16 protein-coding genes and 1 tRNA gene are annotated in these 16,451 nt (G+C 60.9%); 7 read left to right on the top strand and 10 right to left on the bottom strand.

Annotated features, from left to right (window positions below; translation table 11 throughout):
- Window positions 1–40 precede the first annotated feature (40 nt).
- Entirely contained in the window at window positions 41–745 is a 705-nt protein-coding gene (locus ACWNC0_RS07280; RefSeq protein WP_449470630.1) for an SIMPL domain-containing protein, read from the top strand.
- A 6-nt stretch (window positions 746–751) separates the two neighbouring features.
- On the opposite strand, the gene ACWNC0_RS07275 is transcribed toward ACWNC0_RS07280, so the two are convergent.
- Window positions 752–1,582: a tetratricopeptide repeat protein gene (locus ACWNC0_RS07275; RefSeq protein WP_449470628.1), complete on the bottom strand. Its 831-nt coding sequence runs from the start codon at window positions 1,580–1,582 to the stop codon at window positions 752–754.
- Window positions 1,582–2,337 (bottom strand): alpha/beta fold hydrolase, encoded by a 756-nt coding sequence (locus ACWNC0_RS07270; RefSeq protein WP_449474562.1) that lies wholly within the window; start codon window positions 2,335–2,337, stop codon window positions 1,582–1,584. The genes ACWNC0_RS07275 and ACWNC0_RS07270 overlap by 1 nt, the downstream gene beginning before the upstream one ends.
- Window positions 2,338–2,479: 142 nt before the next feature.
- On the opposite strand from ACWNC0_RS07270, the gene ACWNC0_RS07265 reads away from it, so the two are divergent.
- The 4 genes from ACWNC0_RS07265 to ACWNC0_RS07250 all read left to right on the top strand — a co-directional run bounded on the left by ACWNC0_RS07265 (window position 2,480) and on the right by ACWNC0_RS07250 (window position 7,869).
- Window positions 2,480–2,566: transfer RNA gene (locus ACWNC0_RS07265), tRNA-Leu, on the top strand.
- 176 nt (window positions 2,567–2,742) lie between these two features.
- Entirely contained in the window at window positions 2,743–3,972 is a 1,230-nt protein-coding gene (locus tag ACWNC0_RS07260; RefSeq protein ID WP_449470626.1) for a tyrosine-type recombinase/integrase, read from the top strand.
- Window positions 3,973–4,399: 427 nt separating this feature from the next.
- Window positions 4,400–6,316, top strand: coding sequence for a toll/interleukin-1 receptor domain-containing protein (locus tag ACWNC0_RS07255; RefSeq protein ID WP_449474561.1), 1,917 nt, complete (start codon window positions 4,400–4,402; stop codon window positions 6,314–6,316).
- Window positions 6,313–7,869, top strand: coding sequence for an argonaute/piwi family protein (locus tag ACWNC0_RS07250; RefSeq protein WP_449470625.1), 1,557 nt, complete (start codon window positions 6,313–6,315; stop codon window positions 7,867–7,869). Before ACWNC0_RS07255 ends, ACWNC0_RS07250 begins: the two co-directional genes overlap by 4 nt.
- Before the next feature lie 31 nt (window positions 7,870–7,900).
- Here ACWNC0_RS07250 and ACWNC0_RS07245 read toward each other — a convergent pair whose 3' ends face one another.
- The gene (locus tag ACWNC0_RS07245) at window positions 7,901–8,989 is read right to left on the bottom strand and encodes a hypothetical protein (protein ID WP_449470623.1); all 1,089 of its coding nucleotides are present in this window, start codon (window positions 8,987–8,989) and stop codon (window positions 7,901–7,903) included.
- Window positions 8,990–9,137: 148 nt separating this feature from the next.
- Complete coding sequence (add, locus tag ACWNC0_RS07240; protein WP_449470621.1) at window positions 9,138–10,112, bottom strand: adenosine deaminase; 975 nt, start codon at window positions 10,110–10,112, stop codon at window positions 9,138–9,140.
- A 22-nt stretch (window positions 10,113–10,134) separates the two neighbouring features.
- Here add and ACWNC0_RS07235 point away from each other — a divergent pair, with 22 nt between their 5' ends.
- Window positions 10,135–10,713 carry a non-canonical purine NTP pyrophosphatase gene (locus tag ACWNC0_RS07235; protein WP_449470619.1) on the top strand — a complete coding sequence of 193 codons (579 nt, stop codon included), beginning with the start codon at window positions 10,135–10,137 and terminating at the stop codon, window positions 10,711–10,713.
- 103 nt (window positions 10,714–10,816) lie between these two features.
- On the top strand, window positions 10,817–11,521 hold the full coding sequence (locus tag ACWNC0_RS07230) for an SIR2 family protein (RefSeq protein WP_449470618.1): 705 nt from the start codon (window positions 10,817–10,819) through the stop codon (window positions 11,519–11,521).
- Between the two features lie 356 nt (window positions 11,522–11,877).
- Here ACWNC0_RS07230 and ACWNC0_RS07225 read toward each other — a convergent pair whose 3' ends face one another.
- The 6 genes from ACWNC0_RS07225 to ACWNC0_RS07200 form a co-directional block, all read right to left on the bottom strand.
- Window positions 11,878–12,642 carry an isocitrate lyase/PEP mutase family protein gene (locus ACWNC0_RS07225; RefSeq protein WP_449470616.1) on the bottom strand — a complete coding sequence of 255 codons (765 nt, stop codon included), beginning with the start codon at window positions 12,640–12,642 and terminating at the stop codon, window positions 11,878–11,880.
- A gap of 249 nt (window positions 12,643–12,891) precedes the next feature.
- Entirely contained in the window at window positions 12,892–13,812 is a 921-nt protein-coding gene (locus ACWNC0_RS07220) for a nucleotidyl transferase AbiEii/AbiGii toxin family protein (protein ID WP_449470615.1), read from the bottom strand.
- Entirely contained in the window at window positions 13,802–14,641 is an 840-nt protein-coding gene (locus ACWNC0_RS07215; protein WP_449470614.1) for a type IV toxin-antitoxin system AbiEi family antitoxin domain-containing protein, read from the bottom strand. Before ACWNC0_RS07215 ends, ACWNC0_RS07220 begins: the two co-directional genes overlap by 11 nt.
- A gap of 165 nt (window positions 14,642–14,806) precedes the next feature.
- Window positions 14,807–15,649 (bottom strand): 3-methyl-2-oxobutanoate hydroxymethyltransferase, encoded by an 843-nt coding sequence (gene panB, locus ACWNC0_RS07210; RefSeq protein ID WP_449470613.1) that lies wholly within the window; start codon window positions 15,647–15,649, stop codon window positions 14,807–14,809.
- A gap of 36 nt (window positions 15,650–15,685) precedes the next feature.
- Window positions 15,686–15,994 carry an antibiotic biosynthesis monooxygenase gene (locus ACWNC0_RS07205; RefSeq protein WP_449470612.1) on the bottom strand — a complete coding sequence of 103 codons (309 nt, stop codon included), beginning with the start codon at window positions 15,992–15,994 and terminating at the stop codon, window positions 15,686–15,688.
- Window positions 15,991–16,428: an MAPEG family protein gene (locus ACWNC0_RS07200; RefSeq protein ID WP_449474560.1), complete on the bottom strand. Its 438-nt coding sequence runs from the start codon at window positions 16,426–16,428 to the stop codon at window positions 15,991–15,993. Before ACWNC0_RS07200 ends, ACWNC0_RS07205 begins: the two co-directional genes overlap by 4 nt.
- Window positions 16,429–16,451: the final 23 nt, after the last annotated feature.

Below are 16,451 nucleotides of genomic sequence, written 5' to 3'. Positions count from 1 at the left end.
AGATAGGGCGGCGCAGGCGTGGATGGAAGAGGAGACGCGAATGGCAATCGAGTATCGCGACAAGGTGCTGCTGGGCTGTGCCGGGTTGCTGGCGCTGGGGCTGGTCAGCGGCGGCTATCTGCTGGGTGACGGGCTGAAGCGCGCGAAGGCTGCGGACCGGTCAGTCACAGTGAGGGGTCTGGCGGAGCGCAATGTCACGGCCGACCTTGCGACCTGGTCGATCAGCTATGCCGCAACCGGCTTCGACCTGCCTGCGGTGCGTGCGGAGATCGACAATAATACGCGAGAGCTGAAGGCCTATTTCGCAAGCCTCGGCTTCAAGCCGGAGGCGCTGACCCCTACGGGCGCGGGCGTCAATCAATATATCAACAACGGCGTCAACACGATCACTATCACTCAACGTATGTTGTTGCGCACGACCGACATCGCACGCGCTCAAAAAGCCGTCGCGCAGCAGTTCGACCTGGTCCGCCGGGGCGTCACGCTGCAGGAAGGTTCCGGCATGCGCTATAGCTTCACAAAGCTCAACGACGTCAAGCCACCGATGGTGGCCGCCGCGACCCGCGATGCCCGCGCCGCAGCCGAGCAATTCGCGCGCGACAGCGGGGCAAGCGTCGGCGGCATCAAGAGCGCCACCCAGGGCTATTTTTCCATCGATCCACGCGATGGAGAGGCGGACGGATCGAGCGACACCCCCTACAAGAAGGTCCGCGTAGTCACGACCGTCGACTTCTACCTTAAATAGGCGGATTCAGGCGGGCGGCAGCCGGGTGAGATTATCGGCGGCCGCCTTGCCTGCGGACGATTGCGGCGCGAGCTTGACTGCTCTTTGCCAAGCCGATCGGGCGATGTCGGCATGATCAGTCAGGACAGCGATATTGCCCTCCTCCAAAGCCACCGACGCATCATCGGGAGAGAGCTGCACCGCCCGCGCGATATGCGCCTGCGCCAGCTTCAACTCCCCCGCGCGGCGGGCGAGCGTGGCCGAGAGCAGCCACGCCAGCGGGTCCTGTGGCACCTGCGCCAGAGCCACATCGAGCGAAGCGCGCGCTTCCTTGACCTCACCCAGCGCGACGAGGGCGCGGGCGCGATCGAGATGGGTTTCGCCTTTTTCCACGCCGTCGGGCAGGCCGCGCGCCAGTGCCGCGTCGAAACTGGTGCGCGCCTTGGCGGGATCGCCCGCCGCCAGCGCGGCATTGCCAGCCTGCGCCCATAAGCGTGCGCTCTGCGCCATTTCGCCGCTGCGCTCGGCCTCATCAGCAGCTTGTTCAAAAGACACAATCGCGGGCGCCCACCGCTCCGCCCGGGCATAGGCGAAACCCATGCAATGGCGCGCGTAGAAGCTGCCCCCTTCCAGCCGCCATTTCTGCGCGAACGCGACGCCCTGCTCCGGCGATTGAAGCGCCTCGTCGAGACAGGCCTGGAAAGGCTTGGCATATTTTTCCGGAACGGGAATGCGACCGTCAGCAGCGGGGCTTGGTGCGGGCGCCTGCGCCTCCTTCTTGGGCCGGTTCATCACCGCCTCAATTTCCGGATCATAGGCTTGCGGCGTCAAAAGCAGCAACGGAAGGAAAAAGCTCATCAAAGATTGTCCAAAAGACTGCCGAGAGTGTGGATCAGCAATGCAATGTCGCCATCGCGCGACAGACGGTGGTCGCCATCCTTAATCAGCAGCGTCTGCACATCATATGAATGCAGGCGCTGGGCTAGCCGCAGCGCGGTCTGCCAAGGGACGTCGCGGTCCTCCTGCCCTTGGATCAGCCGCACAGGGCAATCGATGGCGACAGGACCGTTCAGCAAGCGTAGCGCCTGGCCCGACTGCCAGAAGGCAAGCGTCGTCACCAGCGGCTGATCGCCATAGGGCGTGGGTTCGGTCAGCCTCCTTTGGGTTGCCAACAAAGCCTTGTCCGCGTCGCTGAAGCCCCATTCGGTGAAATCCGGAGCGGCCGCGATGCCGACGAGCCCGGCAACGCGATCAGGGCGAGCCAGCGCGATGAGCAGGGCAATCCAGCCCCCCATAGACGACCCCACCAGCAGCAACGGCCCTTCCGTCAGGGCATCGACCAGCAGCAGCGCGTCGTCGCGCCAGCTGGCGAGCGTGCCATCCTCAAAACGGCCTTCGCTGGCGCCATTGCCGCCATAGTCGAGCCGCAACATGGCCCGTCCCGTCTCCGCCGCCCAGGCATCGATCGCCACCGCCTTGCCCCCTTCCATGTCGGACATGTAGCCCGGCAGAAAGACGATGGTCGGCCCCGCGCCCGCACGATACCGATATGCGAGCCGGACCCCATCGGGACGGGCGAACAGCGCCAGCGGCGCGGCTTGGAAGGGGGCTATCGGCTGTCTCCACTGGCGATCAATGCGTCCTGCCTGATGCAATAGACGCTGACGCGCAGAAAACCAGAAAGGAAGAAAAATAATGCCCGTCGCGGAATTGACAGTGTGAGGACCAACGGCTAATCGCGCCGTCCTACCCCGTGCCCAGATGGCGGAATTGGTAGACGCACCAGCTTCAGGTGCTGGCGATCGCAAGGTCGTGGAGGTTCGAGTCCTCTTCTGGGCACCACTATTGGCTCTGGCAACGTCCAGGTAAGTCCAGTAAGCGGCTGGTTTTACAGCATTTCTTGACCGAGAATCGCCAGACACCGTCCGGCGACATCCGGCCAAGAGCACCAAAAACCACCCCCCTTTGGTGGTTCATTTGGTGGTCACGGATCGACCCGGCTTTGCTGGGAAATCGATATGCTGACCTACATCCAGATCAACGCAGCCAAGCCAAGGGACAAGGAGTACGCCCTCTCCGACTCTCAAGGCCTCTATCTCACCGTCCGACCCAACGGCTCGAAGCTATGGCGCTTCAAGTACCGTTTCCTGGACAAGCAGAAGACGCTCCATCTCGGAGGGTGGCCAACCATAAGCCTCGCGGATGCCCGCGTCCGGCGGGACGAGGCCAAGAAGCTCGTGGCAAACGGGATCGATCCCGCGCTGGAGAAGAAGCGCTCCCGCATCGCTGCCAAATATGCCGCGGCCAACACGTTCCAGGCGGTGGCCGAGGAATGGCTGGTTAAATGCGAGCGGGACGGCCTCGCAAAGGTAACGATCGAGAAAATCGCGTGGCTGCTTGCCAAGGCCTACCCCGTGATCGGCAGCATCCCCATCGCGCAGATCACACCGCACGAGGCACTAGCCGTCCTGCGCAAGGTCGAGGCCACCGGAGCCTACGAGAGCGCCCGGCGGATGCGAAGCGTGCTGAGCCGCGTCTTCCGTTACGGCGTTGCAACCGTGCGCTGCGACAAGGACGTTGCTGCCGACCTACGCGGCGCGATCGCAGCGCCCAAGGTCAAGCACTTCGCAGCTATCACGAGGCCATCGGAGGTCGGAGCCTTGCTGAGGGCCATCGACGGATACAGCGGGCACAAGGTGACGATCATGGCAATGCGCCTGTCTCCGCATGTCCTGCTCCGCCCAGGCGAACTCAGGCAGGCCGAATGGACCGACATCGACTTCGATGAAGCCATCTGGTTCATCCCCGCCGAACGGATGAAGATGCGCCGACCGCACCGGGTGCCACTATCTCGGCAGGTTATCGCGATGCTGAAGGAACTCCATGAGCACACGCACTGGTGGAAATACCTGTTCCCGTGCCTCGGAAAGCCACGGAAGGCGATGTCAGAGAACGCCGTGAATCAAGGCCTGCGCAAGCTCGGTTACACCACGAACCAGATGACTGCCCATGGCTTCCGGGCAATGGCCGCGACCCTTCTCAACGAGATGGGCGAATGGCATCCCGACGCGATCGAGCGCCAACTCGCGCATGTCGATACCAACCAAGTGCGGCGGGCCTACGCCCGCGGCGAATATTGGGATGAGCGCGTGCAGATGATGCAGCGCTGGTCGGACTATCTCGACGAACTGCGCGACGGTGGCAAAATTCTGCGGCCCAGCTTCCCGGCGGCAAGACGCGCATCCTGATGACACACTTCCACGCGCTGGCGGTCGCTGACTGCCAGCGCGATCTATGGCCAGCATTAAGGCTCACGGGCTTATTGTGGGACTTTCCGGTCAGTCGGCTTACCGGCGGCGGCCCAGAGAAAGCCGACGCTGACTGCGCGGCGACGCGAGCGCAGATTAGCGGCTTGCCTTGGGACCTTCACGACTTTCTGCTTCTGGGCGCACGACTCAAGAAACCAGACGCTCCCAGCGTTCAGCTGGCTAACAATCCTTTGATGGCAACAGCCATCATCTCGGTCGCTCAGGAATAAACTTGCCCTCCTCCAAGCGGTCATTCTTACGTGAGTCCGGATAACTGCGGTTGCAACGGGTGGGTACCGCCCGATAAATCTGCAAATCACACAAGGCGTTCTTGACCCGCGCGCGACGCATCCCCCAATCAGGTCTGATGGATTATGATTTCGCCAACCTATCCCATTCTCAATTCGAGGATCTTTGTCGCGATCTGATCGGTGCTGAACTGGGATTGCGGTTCGAGGCCTTCCCTGAAGGGCCTGACGATGGGATGGACGGGAGGCATGCCACTGCGGACGGCGCGATCATCCTGCAGGCCAAGCACTATCTGCGCTCCGGGTCAGCTAAGCTCCTTTCAAAGATGAAGGCGGAACGCGCCAGCATCGATGCGCTGGAGCCCAGCCGATACATCCTGACGACATCAGCCACCTTGACCCCTAAGAACAAGGCAGATCTGGCGGGCGCGATCGGGTCGTGGCTGCACGGCACCGGAGACATTTTCGGTCAGGGCGACCTCAACGGTCTGCTGCGAAAATTTCCTTCCATCGTTACCGCCCATCAGGCGCTTTGGGCGCGGGATAGCGCCGTCCTCAAGTCCATCGTCACACAAGCCGTTTCCGATGCCTTGCCCAAACCGGCGCCGGTGCCGCCAGCCCTCGCCCGCCTTTTGCCGGCAGTTGCCAGTCCCGATGCCGAGCCACCGGCGCGCGACGTTCTCTTCATCCTGAAAGCGTCGCCATCGGACGATGAATTCGCTCTTTGGCTTGCACCAAAGCTGGAGGCAGAAGGCTATCAGGTCTTTGCCGACATCCTGACTTTGCAGCCGGGCGATCGCTGGCGGCGCGAGGTCAGTCGCGCACTTGAACACCGGGCAGCGAAGGTCCTTCTGGTATGCCGAAATGCGACCGCCGATGACCAGGCGATGCAGGATGACATCGACATCGCGCTCGATGTTGCCAAGGCGGTCGACGACAATCGCTTCATCATTCAACTCAAGCTCGAGCAGGGTCGCAAGATCAAAGGGCTCGGTGACGCAATCGCCGTCGACTTCGTGCGTGGCTGGGGCGAGGGCCTGAGCACTCTTCTCGACACGCTTAAACGACAGCGCACACCCCGGCGCACGGATGCAGCCACTATCGACCCCCATTGGGAGATCTTTCGCCGCAGAGGCGAGATACCGCTCAAGAATGAACCTGAGCGGCTCACGTCCAACTGGCTGCGGATCGTCGAGGCGCCGGATGCCATCCACTTTTATGAGCCATCCGGTGTGGTCGATCTCGACCGCATGAAGCGCTTTGCGGCAACCCATCCTTTTCCAGTGGCCGTACAAGGGCGCGGCATCCTGACATTCGAGAGTGAAGACGCGATCGCCGAGGCCTTCGCGTCGGTCGGTCGCTTCAAGCTGAAACGCAGCATCCCGCTGGATCGGCTCGTCCAGGAGGGGGATCGCAAGCTGCGGCTCGAGAAGCAGCCGGCCCAGAACCTGATCAACGTGATGATGAAACAGGCCTGGTTCGCCTTCTGCCGAGAGAAGGGGCTAATCGAATACCAGTTCTCCGGCGGATCCGGCTTTCATGCCTCCCCCGCGGTCGCGGCGATCGGCCAGCGCATCCCATGGGGCAAGCAGGGCGACCGCCGATCCTCCATGCTGCGCAACCGCGCGAAGGGGCATATCTGGCAGTTCGGTGTCACCGCACTTCCGAATTTCTGGCCCTTCTGGCATTTCAAGCTGAAATCTCGCGTCCTCTTTGCCGGCGACAACGGGACGGCCGAAGGCCTCGAAATTGACGACAAGCGGAAGATGCACAAGCTGCGGCGGACGATCTGCAAGGGTTGGCGCAACAAGCAGTGGTATGGCCGGATGCTCGCCTTTCTCGAACTGTTGTCGGGAGAATCCGCCTACATCCGCCTTCGCCTTTCGGCTTCTGAGGATGTCGTGCTGGAAGCAGCTCCCATCCTGTTCTCATCCCCGGTGAGCACGGACCTGCCGGATACGCAGAGCGGAGACGATGAAGAAACCGACCTGAGCACGCTGGGTCGCCCTGAAGCCCACGAGGAGGATCCGGAATGAAGTTCCCGGAGACATCGCTCATCGTCGACCATATTCGCGAGCCCGACCTCGAATTTGCCTTCGGCCAGCCCAGCCCTCATCCCAAGGACGGCCTGTTCCTCTACGGTCCGCATGCCCGTTCAAAGAAGACGCGCGAGATCCGCGTCGGCGTGGTCGGGACGACGGAAGGCATCGGCCATTTCCGCTCATGGGCGCGTAAAATCCAGCAGGTCGTCGCCGTGCCGCCGCCGGGCAAGGGCGAAAAGCAGGACCGCCTCCACCTCGCGAACTTCCCAGGGCTTGAGGAAGCGTTCGGCATCAGCTTCGAGCCTGACGAGATCAGTACACTCTCGATTCCAGCCGCGGACATCGAGAAGGCGACCAGCATCGTCAATCTGCACGAGGCCGTCGACAAGGTCGCCAAGCTCTTCATTGAGCGGGTGCGTAAGCATCTGCGAAACGAAGAGCAGGCAGTCGATGTGTGGGTGCTCGCTCTACCCGAGATCATCTATGACCGTTGCCGTCCGGAATCCCGCCGCAGCGGGGTCACCATGGCTCCGGGCGATTTCGCGCGGCGCCAGAAGGCAAAAGAGGTCCTGCCGCTTCTGGCGGCCGCCGGCGTGATCGACCAGACAGACGAGGATATCTTCGCTGACGTCCCGGATTTCCATCGGCGCATCAAAGCGGAGTTCCTCAATATCGCGCCGACGCAGCTGGTTCGCGAAACCACGCTGGCACCCGAGGCTTTCAAGAACAAGGCTGGCTATCCGCTGCGCAAGACACAGGACGCCGCGACGGTTGCCTGGAACCTCGCCACGGGCCTCTACTACAAGACGCAGCCCAAACCGCCGTGGCGGCTGGCGACAATCCGACCGGGAGTCTGCTATATCGGGATGGTCTACAAGAGCCTTCCCCACGACCCCGAGGGACATGCCTGCTGCGCAGCGCAAATGTTCCTGAACGAAGGCGACGGCGTCGTATTCCGCGGGGCGAACGGGCCATGGAAGACGGGCGACTACGAGTATCACCTGAAGCCCGACGCGGCGAAGCGGCTCCTCAGTCTCGTGCTCGAGACCTACCAGGAGCTCTATGACGAGCCGCCCCGGGAGCTCTTCATTCACGGCCAGACCTACTTCAATGACGAGGAGTGGAACGCATTCTGCGCGGCAGCCCCCAAGGAAACAAACGTGGTCGGCGTCCGGATTCGAACGACGGGCGGCGAGACCAAGCTCTTCCGGGATGGTGACTATCCGGTCCTGCGAGGGACGGCACTGCTGCTCGACCAGCAGACCGCCTATCTCTGGACGACCGGCTACGTGCCCCAGCTCGACACCTATATCGGGCCGGAGACACCCAACCCGCTCCATATCACCGTCATGCGCAGCAAATATGCCAAGCCTGAGATCCGGTCGGTCCTCGAGGACATCATGGGCCTAACCAAGATCAACTATAACAGCTGCAACTTCAATGACGGCCTGCCGGTCACGGTACGGTTCGCGCGCATGGTTGGTGACGTCCTCACGATGGGGTCAGCCAAAGGACAAGAGAAGCAGCCCTTCAAATACTATGTCTGACTGGGCGGCGGCGGCTTCCGCCCAGCGAGCGCTAATCCCTCAGATGGACGTGCTGCTCCTCGTCCCCACCCCTGTTCATGACATGCTTGAGCATCGAGAAGCCGGAGCGATAGCGGTTGCCCGCCTGCGGGTCGCTCGACACCACAGCGAGGGCCGACAAATCGCTGGGATGCGCCTGACTGAAGATCATCCTGAGCGCATCATCGGGTGAATTGGCCCGCGGTGCGGTGGCAGGATCGATGGCGGCCTGGAGGAGATAGGTGGCAAGGTCGAGGCTGTCCTTGAGCACATCCGTTTTGCCGGCATGGGGCACCTTTGCCACCGGCTTCACCAGCGGCGGCAACGGCGTTTCGGGATCGCCGAGATTGTCGTAGAAGATATAGGCGGATGCGCAGGTGTTGCTCGCGAGCAGCGTCCTTTGCGGCCCACGTCTCAGGTGGGTCTGGGACACATCCGCATCGGGCCGAGCATAGCGCTTGGCCTGAAAGATAAGCGGCACGATCCGGCGATCATCCGGTCGCTTCGCCTCGCCGGGCTGCACCGTGCGGCCGTCGAAATCGAGTATGAGCCCGAAGTCCCCGCCGGTGGTTTGCTCCCCGCCGCCAAGCTCGAGATCGATGTCGCTGATGGCGAGTGTGGCACCGCTGCGCTTGACCGCCGGTGCGATCACCTCCCCCCAGCGCTTCGCTTGTTCCGAAAGCGCGCCTAGCAGACGACCTGTCAGTTGCTGTTCACGCTTCGCGGCCAGGCAGATCTCGAGTTGGAACCCGGTGCTCGCTTCGAGAGCGGCGAAATACAACCACCAGTCGGCGAGATCACGATAGCAGGGCGGCTGCGTAAGGATGCGGTCGAGCAGGACATCCCAGTCATCCAGCTTCAGAGGGTCGGTGAATGCCATATGGGTCATTGTCATGTTGCCGGCACCCGCAAGCCATGCCGAGCTTCCTCGAACCGCATCGCTTTTACGCTTTAGGGCCCCGGGGCTGGAATTCGTGAATTCCTGGACAGCCCGGACCGTGTCAGGATCGTCGAGCAATGCCCTCGCACGCTCCATTGCTGCTAGAACCTCGTAAACATCTAAGCCGAAGGTATTGAGAAACGTCTGCTCTTCTTCCGCCATATCGCCCGTAATTCCCCCTTGAGCCTGATCCCGTTAGATCGGAGACGGACCTTTGATGATCAAGCGTGTCTTGAAATTTCCATCAGGTCACCGGTTGAGATCAAGATAGCCAGCCGACACCGCCCAGTCGGCACAGGGGCTAGTTCGGTCATGAGTTGCCACGCAGCCTGCTTTCGAGCAATTTGGCGAGTACTGACTTAGTATGTTGGTCACAGAAAGCAGCCTCGATTGCGTTCGCGGATACAGTCTCGAACCCGAGACGCGGATTTGCTTGAAGGGCAAGGGCGTGCTCCTTGGCAATATCGGTGTCAAAGAAGCCCGGATCGTCCGTGCCGAGCACAATGGTGCAGCCGGCATCCGCGAGTATGCCCACGGGGTGCCTCGTCACCGAGCGGCAGAGACCGAGGGCTAAGTTGCTGCCGAGGCAAATCTCGAGTGGCATCTGGGCCTCGGCTAGCTGTCGCATGATGTCCTGCGACTCCACAGCTCTGATGCCGTGACCAACGCGTTCAAGACCAAGCATTTCGATTGCTTGTAGTATCGTATCAGCTGGTCGATGTTCGCCAGCGTGCGCCGTTGCCCGCAGCCCCTCTCCTCGCGCGATGCGGAACGCCTCGGCGAACTCGCCTACCATATACAAATGCTCGTCTCCGGTTAGTCCGAAGCCAACCAGCATGTTGGACTGTATCGAGGTAGCCATGCGTGCGGCTTCAATGGCGGCAGCCGGCCCGAGATGGCGAACCGCCGTAGCGATGAGGCGCGAATGCACGCCCCATTCTTCTGCAGCGCGATCAGCCGCAGAACTGAGCGCCTTCAACTGATCATTGAACGGTACGCCGGTGCGAGCGAGGTCCGGCGGCGACAACATGAATTCCACATAGCGACCACCCAGCTCGGCGCACCGCTTCAGGTAAGAGGTCGCGATTACCTCTAAGTCCGTGGCCGACTTCACCACCGAAGTAACGAGATCGTAGGCCTTCAAGAAAGTTGCGAAGTTGTGCCAGCCATATCGCGCATCGGCGAGGATTGCCTCGGGAATTGAGACGGCGCTACGTTCCGCAAGGGAAAGTACGGTTTCCCGGACGAGCGTCCCCCGAAGGTGGACGTGAAGGTCGACTAGCATAGAGAGCGGCGATAATGGCCATGTGAGCGAAGTGGACGGCGCGATGCGGATTAGATTTCTTTCAAAGAACGAGCACAAGCTTCATGAGGCGCGGAAGATTCTTGAACCACTAGGCGCCCAAGTGGTCCCGATAAGCGTCGCGATTGATGAGATTCAGACAACAGACGTGAAAGCGATCGTGCGGGACAAGGTGCTGCGTGCTTTCGAACGCATCGGCCACCGGCTCTTTGTTGAGCAAACGTGCCTTTACATCGATGCGCTTAATGGGTTTCCGGGCGGTTTAACCCAACCGTTCTGGGATTCCCTCGAGGCCGACCGGTTCTGCGAACTGTTCGGCAATGGGGAAAAGCGAGGCCTCACAGCAAAAACGTGGATAGGCTACTGCGACGGTCGGCGAATCCATCACTTCGAGGGAGAGATTCGCGGCACAGTCGCGTCGGCACCGCGCGGTGATCGCTCATTTCAATGGGACTGTATATTTGTCCCAGACGGATATGAGCAGACCTTCGCAGAGATGGGGCAGGGAAAGAACGACATCTCAATGCGGCGGATCGCCCTGAATGCATTTGCAGACTATCTGCGGGGGAAGGCCGATGCTTGACATGCTCGCGCGAGAAATTCGGGATCGTAGAGTGATCCTTTTCGTTGGGGCAGGCTTGTCTCGACCGCTCGGCCTCCCGTCGTGGGGACAACTGATTGAGCACATGGCCGAAGAGCTGGATTTCGATCCTGCCGTTCTGGTCGGTCCAGGCGCAGATTATCTGCAGGTGGCAGAGTTTTACAAACTACGGAAAGGAAGCATCGGGGACTTGCGTAGTTGGATGGACAGAAGCTGGAACGTCACGGACGAGAAGCTTCTTGCCTCAAAGGTTCATGGCCAGATTGTAGATCTTGGCTTCCCGCTCATTTACACGACGAACTACGATAGTAATCTGGAGCGTGCGTTTCGGCTGCGCGGGCACAATGTCTCAAAGATCGCGTCGGTAGTCGACATCGCTGATGCGAAGCCGGATCACGCCCACGTCGTTAAGTTTCATGGTGACTTTTCAGACGACAATTCTCTCGTTGTAACAGAGTCGGATTATTTCGAACGACTAGAATTTGAATCGCCACTTGATCTGAAGCTCCGGTCGGATGTGCTGGGCCGCACGATTTTGTTCGTCGGATACAGCCTCAGAGATCTTAACCTTCGCCTTCTCCTCTATAAGCTCAAGCGTACTTGGGACGGCACGGCTTATGCGAAGCGGCGGCCACGATCATTCATCTTCTTGGTTCGACCGGACGTCGTACAGGAAGAGGTACTAGAGAGCCGCGGCGTTTCGCCTATCGTTTCCGACGCCCTTGACCCTGACGAGGCGCTTCCGGAGTTTTTCGACCGCCTAGTTGAAATGGTACGCGGAGCCGGGTGAGCAGACTCTCGGCTGCGGACGCAGCCACCCGCTGAGTCTATTACCAATTCTCGCCAGTTGCTGGGGAGCTAATTAGCCGCGGCTTTCGGGATGGTGTGCGAGCGGACTAAATGAGCGAGATTAGGAAAGTTTTTGTCGGTCAGCGGAGAATCGGGCTAGCGGTAGACTTTGGCAGAAGTTGCCTTCGAACGCGTGCCCAGCGATCGGCAGGACTTGGTCGGGAGCGGCACTCAGCACTGAAGCAACGAAGGACCGCTCCAGCCCATGCGAATCTGAAGCTGCCATTTGCTTTCAGCCGAAAATCATCCGTCCAACGGATCGTAGGCTGCTTAGTAGCTAACTGCGATCACAAGGAGCTACTGGATAACGGCTGCCCCCTCGAATTGCCTTAGCTCCCTTGCGGCCACTTCGACCGCCGACCAAGCCCGTCTCGCCAAGCTCCCGCCCAAGCTGAAGCGGCGCACGCCAAGCTCTGCGTAATCCCGGATCGATGCGTCATACTCATGGACGACGAGGTTGACTGGCTTGGGCGACACGGCGGCTACCAATTCTTTCACTGCGGCTGGATCGCTGATGAAAGGCACGAACAGGCAATCGGCGCCCGCTTCGGCATAGGCGATCGCACGCGTGATGCTTTCGGAAGTCGTCATGCCGGGAACACGAAAATTCTCGTTCCGCCCAATCAGCATGACGCTGAGATCGATCGCGTCGATAACCGCCCGTGCGGCCGCTATGCGCTCCACGGCGATGCCCAATTCGTACATCTCACTGCCCGACCAATCCTCTATCGAGATGCCAGCGATGCCGGTGTCCAATGCCATCGCGACGTTTGCAGCGACACCAGCGGGGGTGTCGGCAAAGCCGTTCTCGAAGTCGGCATTGATCGGCAGGTGGGTTGCATCGACAAGCAGCCTGAGATGAGCAAGCACTTCATCGCGCGAAAGATCGCCGTCGTTTTTGCCTGCAGCCCAGGCTGCACCGGCACTGGTTGAAGCCAGCGCCTTGAAACCGAGCTTGGTTAGACGGGCGGCACTGCCTGCATCCCAGACGTTTGGGACTATGAAGAATCCTGCGTCGTGCATTGCCCGAAAGTCAGCACGCTTTTCGGAGGTAGTCGGCATGATGCGGTTCCTACTCAAAGCCTATTGCCCGGTCGGACGGATTCGAATGCCGGCATGTGAACGCCGGGTGATGCGCTGATTCCACGTCGCAAAATCAATCTGAGTGCAGATTCGATACCTAGCTATATAGGCTGGATTTGCTTTTGCAACCCAACTGTTCCCAGCGCCTTGGGCGCTTTCCCGTTTCGTCGTCAGGTTCCTGCAACGTCCGCTGTGAGGGCGATAGCCGCCAGACCTAAGAGGCCTGCATTATCTGCCGATTGCAGCATTGAGCCTACTACGTAGATCGGCATGCTTCTCAGGGTTTAGCGCCATGAGCTTCCTGAGATTGATCAGTTTCCACCGAACCGCAGGGAGGTTCGCCGCTTCTGGCAAGCCAATCAGGCTGAAGTCAGGCTGCGCATCGTGGAGAGACAGGAGAAATTCCGCCGCGGCGCCATTGGTCCGTGCTTGGATATCCTCGATCAGGCGCTCACGGGCGACGAGGAGCGTTTCGAGCGGCACATGCTCGATCGTCATGCCGTCGAATTCCTGCGCGAAGGCACGGTCGATATCGATGCGGTTGGGATCGATCAATTCGTGGATCGGGCGGCCCGAGCAGGCGGCATAGACCAGAAAGGTTCGGAACAGGTCGTCGTTGATGCCTTCGTGCTGGTAGAGCAGATGGATATCGTAGAGGTCGCGTGGATGCTGGCGATCAAGTGCCGCGCAGACCTTGCCGGCATAGATGTCCTCGAAGGAAAGCACCGGCATTTCCGCAAAGCCGAATGCCTCCTCCACCGCATCCGTGACCCGCATGATGTGCGGCGCCTTCACGGTGCCTCGAAGAACGGGCGAAACTTCGATCTTCACTTCGGCATCGGCGGAACGGAGGAGGACCCTGGTGTCGCCGTCACCCCCGCCGCTGATCCGTCGCGCATCGACACCGCGGAGGCTCTTCCGTGCACGCTCGACAATGCGATCGAAGGCAGCATCGATGTTGGCAAGGGCGGTTTCGCGATCGTGGAGCGGCACGTAGGTCAAGTCGATGTCGACCGAGAGCCGCGGCATGTCGCGATAAAAGAGATTGATCGCCGTGCCGCCCTTGAGTGCGAAATCCGGCTCGTCGGCCACGATGGGGATTGCGCTCACCAGGAGGCTGACTTGGGCCGCATAGCGTTCACGCGCCATCGCCGACCTCGTTGGCAGGCTCGGCCGCCGCAAACTCCTCTGGCACGACAAGTTGATAGGCTGCCGCATAGCGACCGCCTTCGACCAGCATGCGCGGCCCCTTGCCCATATCGATTCCAGCGCGATCGATGTGCGGCAGCCACCGATGCCGATGCCGGTCGGCGAACAGGAAGAACAGCCGCTTCACCTTTACGCTCTTGCAGGCGCCCAGCAAGGCACTCAACCGGCCGGGGCGCAGCGTCGCCAGTCCCTGGAAAAGCATGTCGACCTTGTGGAAGCTCTCCTGGTCCGGAAGTTCGTTCAGGGCTTCAAGCACCGCGCGCTCGGGGGTCGATCGCCGCATCGGCCAGTCCCAGGGGTTCGGCCCAGTCCCTGCCGCAGGGTCGAAGTCATGGTCCTCGATTCCAAGAGGCTCCGAACCGAACAACTGCCTTCGCCGCATCACAAAATGAGCGTCGAGAGTTAGCCTGGACAACCAGGACGGAACGTTGCCGTAGAGATAGACATTCGCGCTGCGGCCGAGGCCGAGATAGTGGTTGTGCCCTTCAAGGCTTAGCGCGCTCATGCCGCCGACATGGAAATCATAACCCATGATCCACTGGGCCGAGAGCACCGCCATCTTCCATTCGACAACATTTCCCGCTGGCTTGCCCGGGTAGGGGCGGCGATAGACGCCCCGCGCAACACGCTCGAGCCAGCCGTCTCGATCATAGTTCGATGCCGAACTCTTGGCGACGTCATGGGCCCCCAACCATTGGGAGTCGACCAGGAAGCCAGCCGGAACCCGATCAAGGACATATTTTAGTCTATTGCGATTTGGTTCGGCCATAACGGCCTAAATAGCAGATTATCAAAATTTCCGCAATTTGCATTTCGACAATCGCTGATTTGGCGCATTTGTGATGGACTAAATGCGATCAACGTAAAATTGAGCGCAGCGCCATACCTGATCGGCATTCCCGGATGTCAGGGCAACTCCCAGGCAACCCAGCGGTCATGCTCCGGGCAGCCCATACAGATGTTCTCGGGCAGGGAATGCTCCCTTCCTGACCGCATCGGCAAAGGCTCCGATTGCCGCATCGGCCTCCGATCCGAGATCCGCAAACCGGCGCACGAAGCGCGCCGTTCGCTCCGTCATCCCCAGCATGTCTTCAAGGACCAGGACCTGCCCATCGCAAGCCTGGCTCGCGCCGATGCCGATCGTGGGTACGGCGACCCTCTCGCTGATGTGCCGTGCCAAAGGCTCGACCACCGCTTCTATCACCATCGAGAATGCACCGGCCTCGGCGACAGCGATGGCATCAGCCTCGATCGGTCCCGGCTGGTTGGAGCTGCCCAAGGCGGCGGCCTCGGCCTTTCCTTGGGATCTAAACGATCCGATCGTGTGGATCGACTGCGGAGTCAGGCCGACATGCCCCATGACCGGTATGCCGCGGGCAACGAGGAAGGCGATGGTCTCGGCGAAATGGACCCCGCCCTCGAGCTTGACGGCTCCGCAGCCAGTCTCCTGCATGACGCGTGCCGCCGACGCGAATGCCTGCTCTCTCGAGACTTCATACGATGCGAAGGGCATGTCCACCACGACCAGCGCCCGGCGCGATGCAGCCACCACGGCCCGCCCGTGCATGATCATCATGTCGAGCGTCACCGGCAGGGTCGTGTCGAAGCCATAGAGAACATTGCCAAGGGAATCGCCGACAAGCAGGACGTCGCAATGCGGATCAGCCATCCGGGCCGACTGGGCATGGTATGCGGTGAGGACGACAAGTTTCTCGCCAGCCTTCCTACCAAGGACGTCAGGGGCTGTGAGGCGCTTCAGCCTAACGGGAACGGACATGGGGCTTCACTCCTGCAGGACAATGACATGCAACCATCAAAGCGTCCTCGCTTCGATCTGGTTGAGGTAGCGGAACTCCGGCGCCCGAACGCCAGCGATACGCCGGATTTCGACGAGCTGCGGAGATTCGAAAAAGGCGCGAGCCGCATCGAGAGAAGTCCATTGCGAGAAGTGGACGACCTGACGGGCATCCGTGTCGTAGGCCAGCAGTTGATAGGCGATCTCTCCGGCCTCGCGCCGGATCGCGGCCGCATCGTCGAACACAGCCTTCCACTTCTCGTAGTCCTCCACTTCATGGATGATGAGGACATGGGGCCGCTGGGCGTCGCCCTTGGAAAAGCTCATGCGCCAACTCCGCTGATTGCCAGGAGATCGATGACGAAGCCCACCCACATCGCGAACAGCACGATGCTCGAGGCGATATAGACGCGGGCCCGGGTCCGAACCGTATTGGGGCCGATGTGGATGGCGGAATGCACCACCCGGAGCGCGACGAAGATCCACGCCAGCGCGACCTGCGCAGGCGAGGCACCGCCCGTCAGGATCAGCAGTGGCACCAGCGCGAAGTAGAGCACCGGCATCTCGAACAGGTTGGCAAGGTTCTGCGCGGGCCGTTCGACGGGACGAAAGTAACGGCCGACAGCTTCCGCATTGGCGAAGTCGGCAGCGGTGGGCCGGTTGGCCGCGATATGGGCGAAGCGCTTCCGCAGCAGAACGGACCAGACGACGAATATCAGCCCTGCCAGGGCCACGGTTGGCCAGAGAATGGCCAGGTTCATTGCGCTCACGACGGTGCCTCCTC

The sequence above is a fragment of the Sphingobium chungangianum genome (genome assembly GCF_977014255.1).
This window is presented reverse-complemented; position numbering and strand designations above follow the sequence as displayed.

Excerpts from the sequence above, each read along its gene's own strand:
- ACWNC0_RS07280 (WP_449470630.1), top strand. The coding sequence starts at position 41 with ATGGCAATCGAGTATCGCGACAAGGTGCTGCTGGGCTGTGCCGGGTTG.
- ACWNC0_RS07275 (WP_449470628.1), bottom strand. The coding sequence starts at position 1,582 with ATGAGCTTTTTCCTTCCGTTGCTGCTTTTGACGCCGCAAGCCTATGAT.
- ACWNC0_RS07260 (WP_449470626.1), top strand. The coding sequence starts at position 2,743 with ATGCTGACCTACATCCAGATCAACGCAGCCAAGCCAAGGGACAAGGAG.
- ACWNC0_RS07255 (WP_449474561.1), top strand. The coding sequence starts at position 4,400 with ATGGATTATGATTTCGCCAACCTATCCCATTCTCAATTCGAGGATCTT.
- ACWNC0_RS07250 (WP_449470625.1), top strand. The coding sequence starts at position 6,313 with ATGAAGTTCCCGGAGACATCGCTCATCGTCGACCATATTCGCGAGCCC.
- ACWNC0_RS07245 (WP_449470623.1), bottom strand. The coding sequence starts at position 8,989 with ATGGCGGAAGAAGAGCAGACGTTTCTCAATACCTTCGGCTTAGATGTT.
- add (WP_449470621.1), bottom strand. The coding sequence starts at position 10,112 with ATGCTAGTCGACCTTCACGTCCACCTTCGGGGGACGCTCGTCCGGGAA.
- ACWNC0_RS07230 (WP_449470618.1), top strand. The coding sequence starts at position 10,817 with ATGGCCGAAGAGCTGGATTTCGATCCTGCCGTTCTGGTCGGTCCAGGC.
- ACWNC0_RS07225 (WP_449470616.1), bottom strand. The coding sequence starts at position 12,642 with ATGCCGACTACCTCCGAAAAGCGTGCTGACTTTCGGGCAATGCACGAC.
- ACWNC0_RS07220 (WP_449470615.1), bottom strand. The coding sequence starts at position 13,812 with ATGGCGCGTGAACGCTATGCGGCCCAAGTCAGCCTCCTGGTGAGCGCA.
- ACWNC0_RS07215 (WP_449470614.1), bottom strand. The coding sequence starts at position 14,641 with ATGGCCGAACCAAATCGCAATAGACTAAAATATGTCCTTGATCGGGTT.
- panB (WP_449470613.1), bottom strand. The coding sequence starts at position 15,649 with ATGTCCGTTCCCGTTAGGCTGAAGCGCCTCACAGCCCCTGACGTCCTT.
- ACWNC0_RS07205 (WP_449470612.1), bottom strand. The coding sequence starts at position 15,994 with ATGAGCTTTTCCAAGGGCGACGCCCAGCGGCCCCATGTCCTCATCATC.
- ACWNC0_RS07200 (WP_449474560.1), bottom strand. The coding sequence starts at position 16,428 with ATGAACCTGGCCATTCTCTGGCCAACCGTGGCCCTGGCAGGGCTGATA.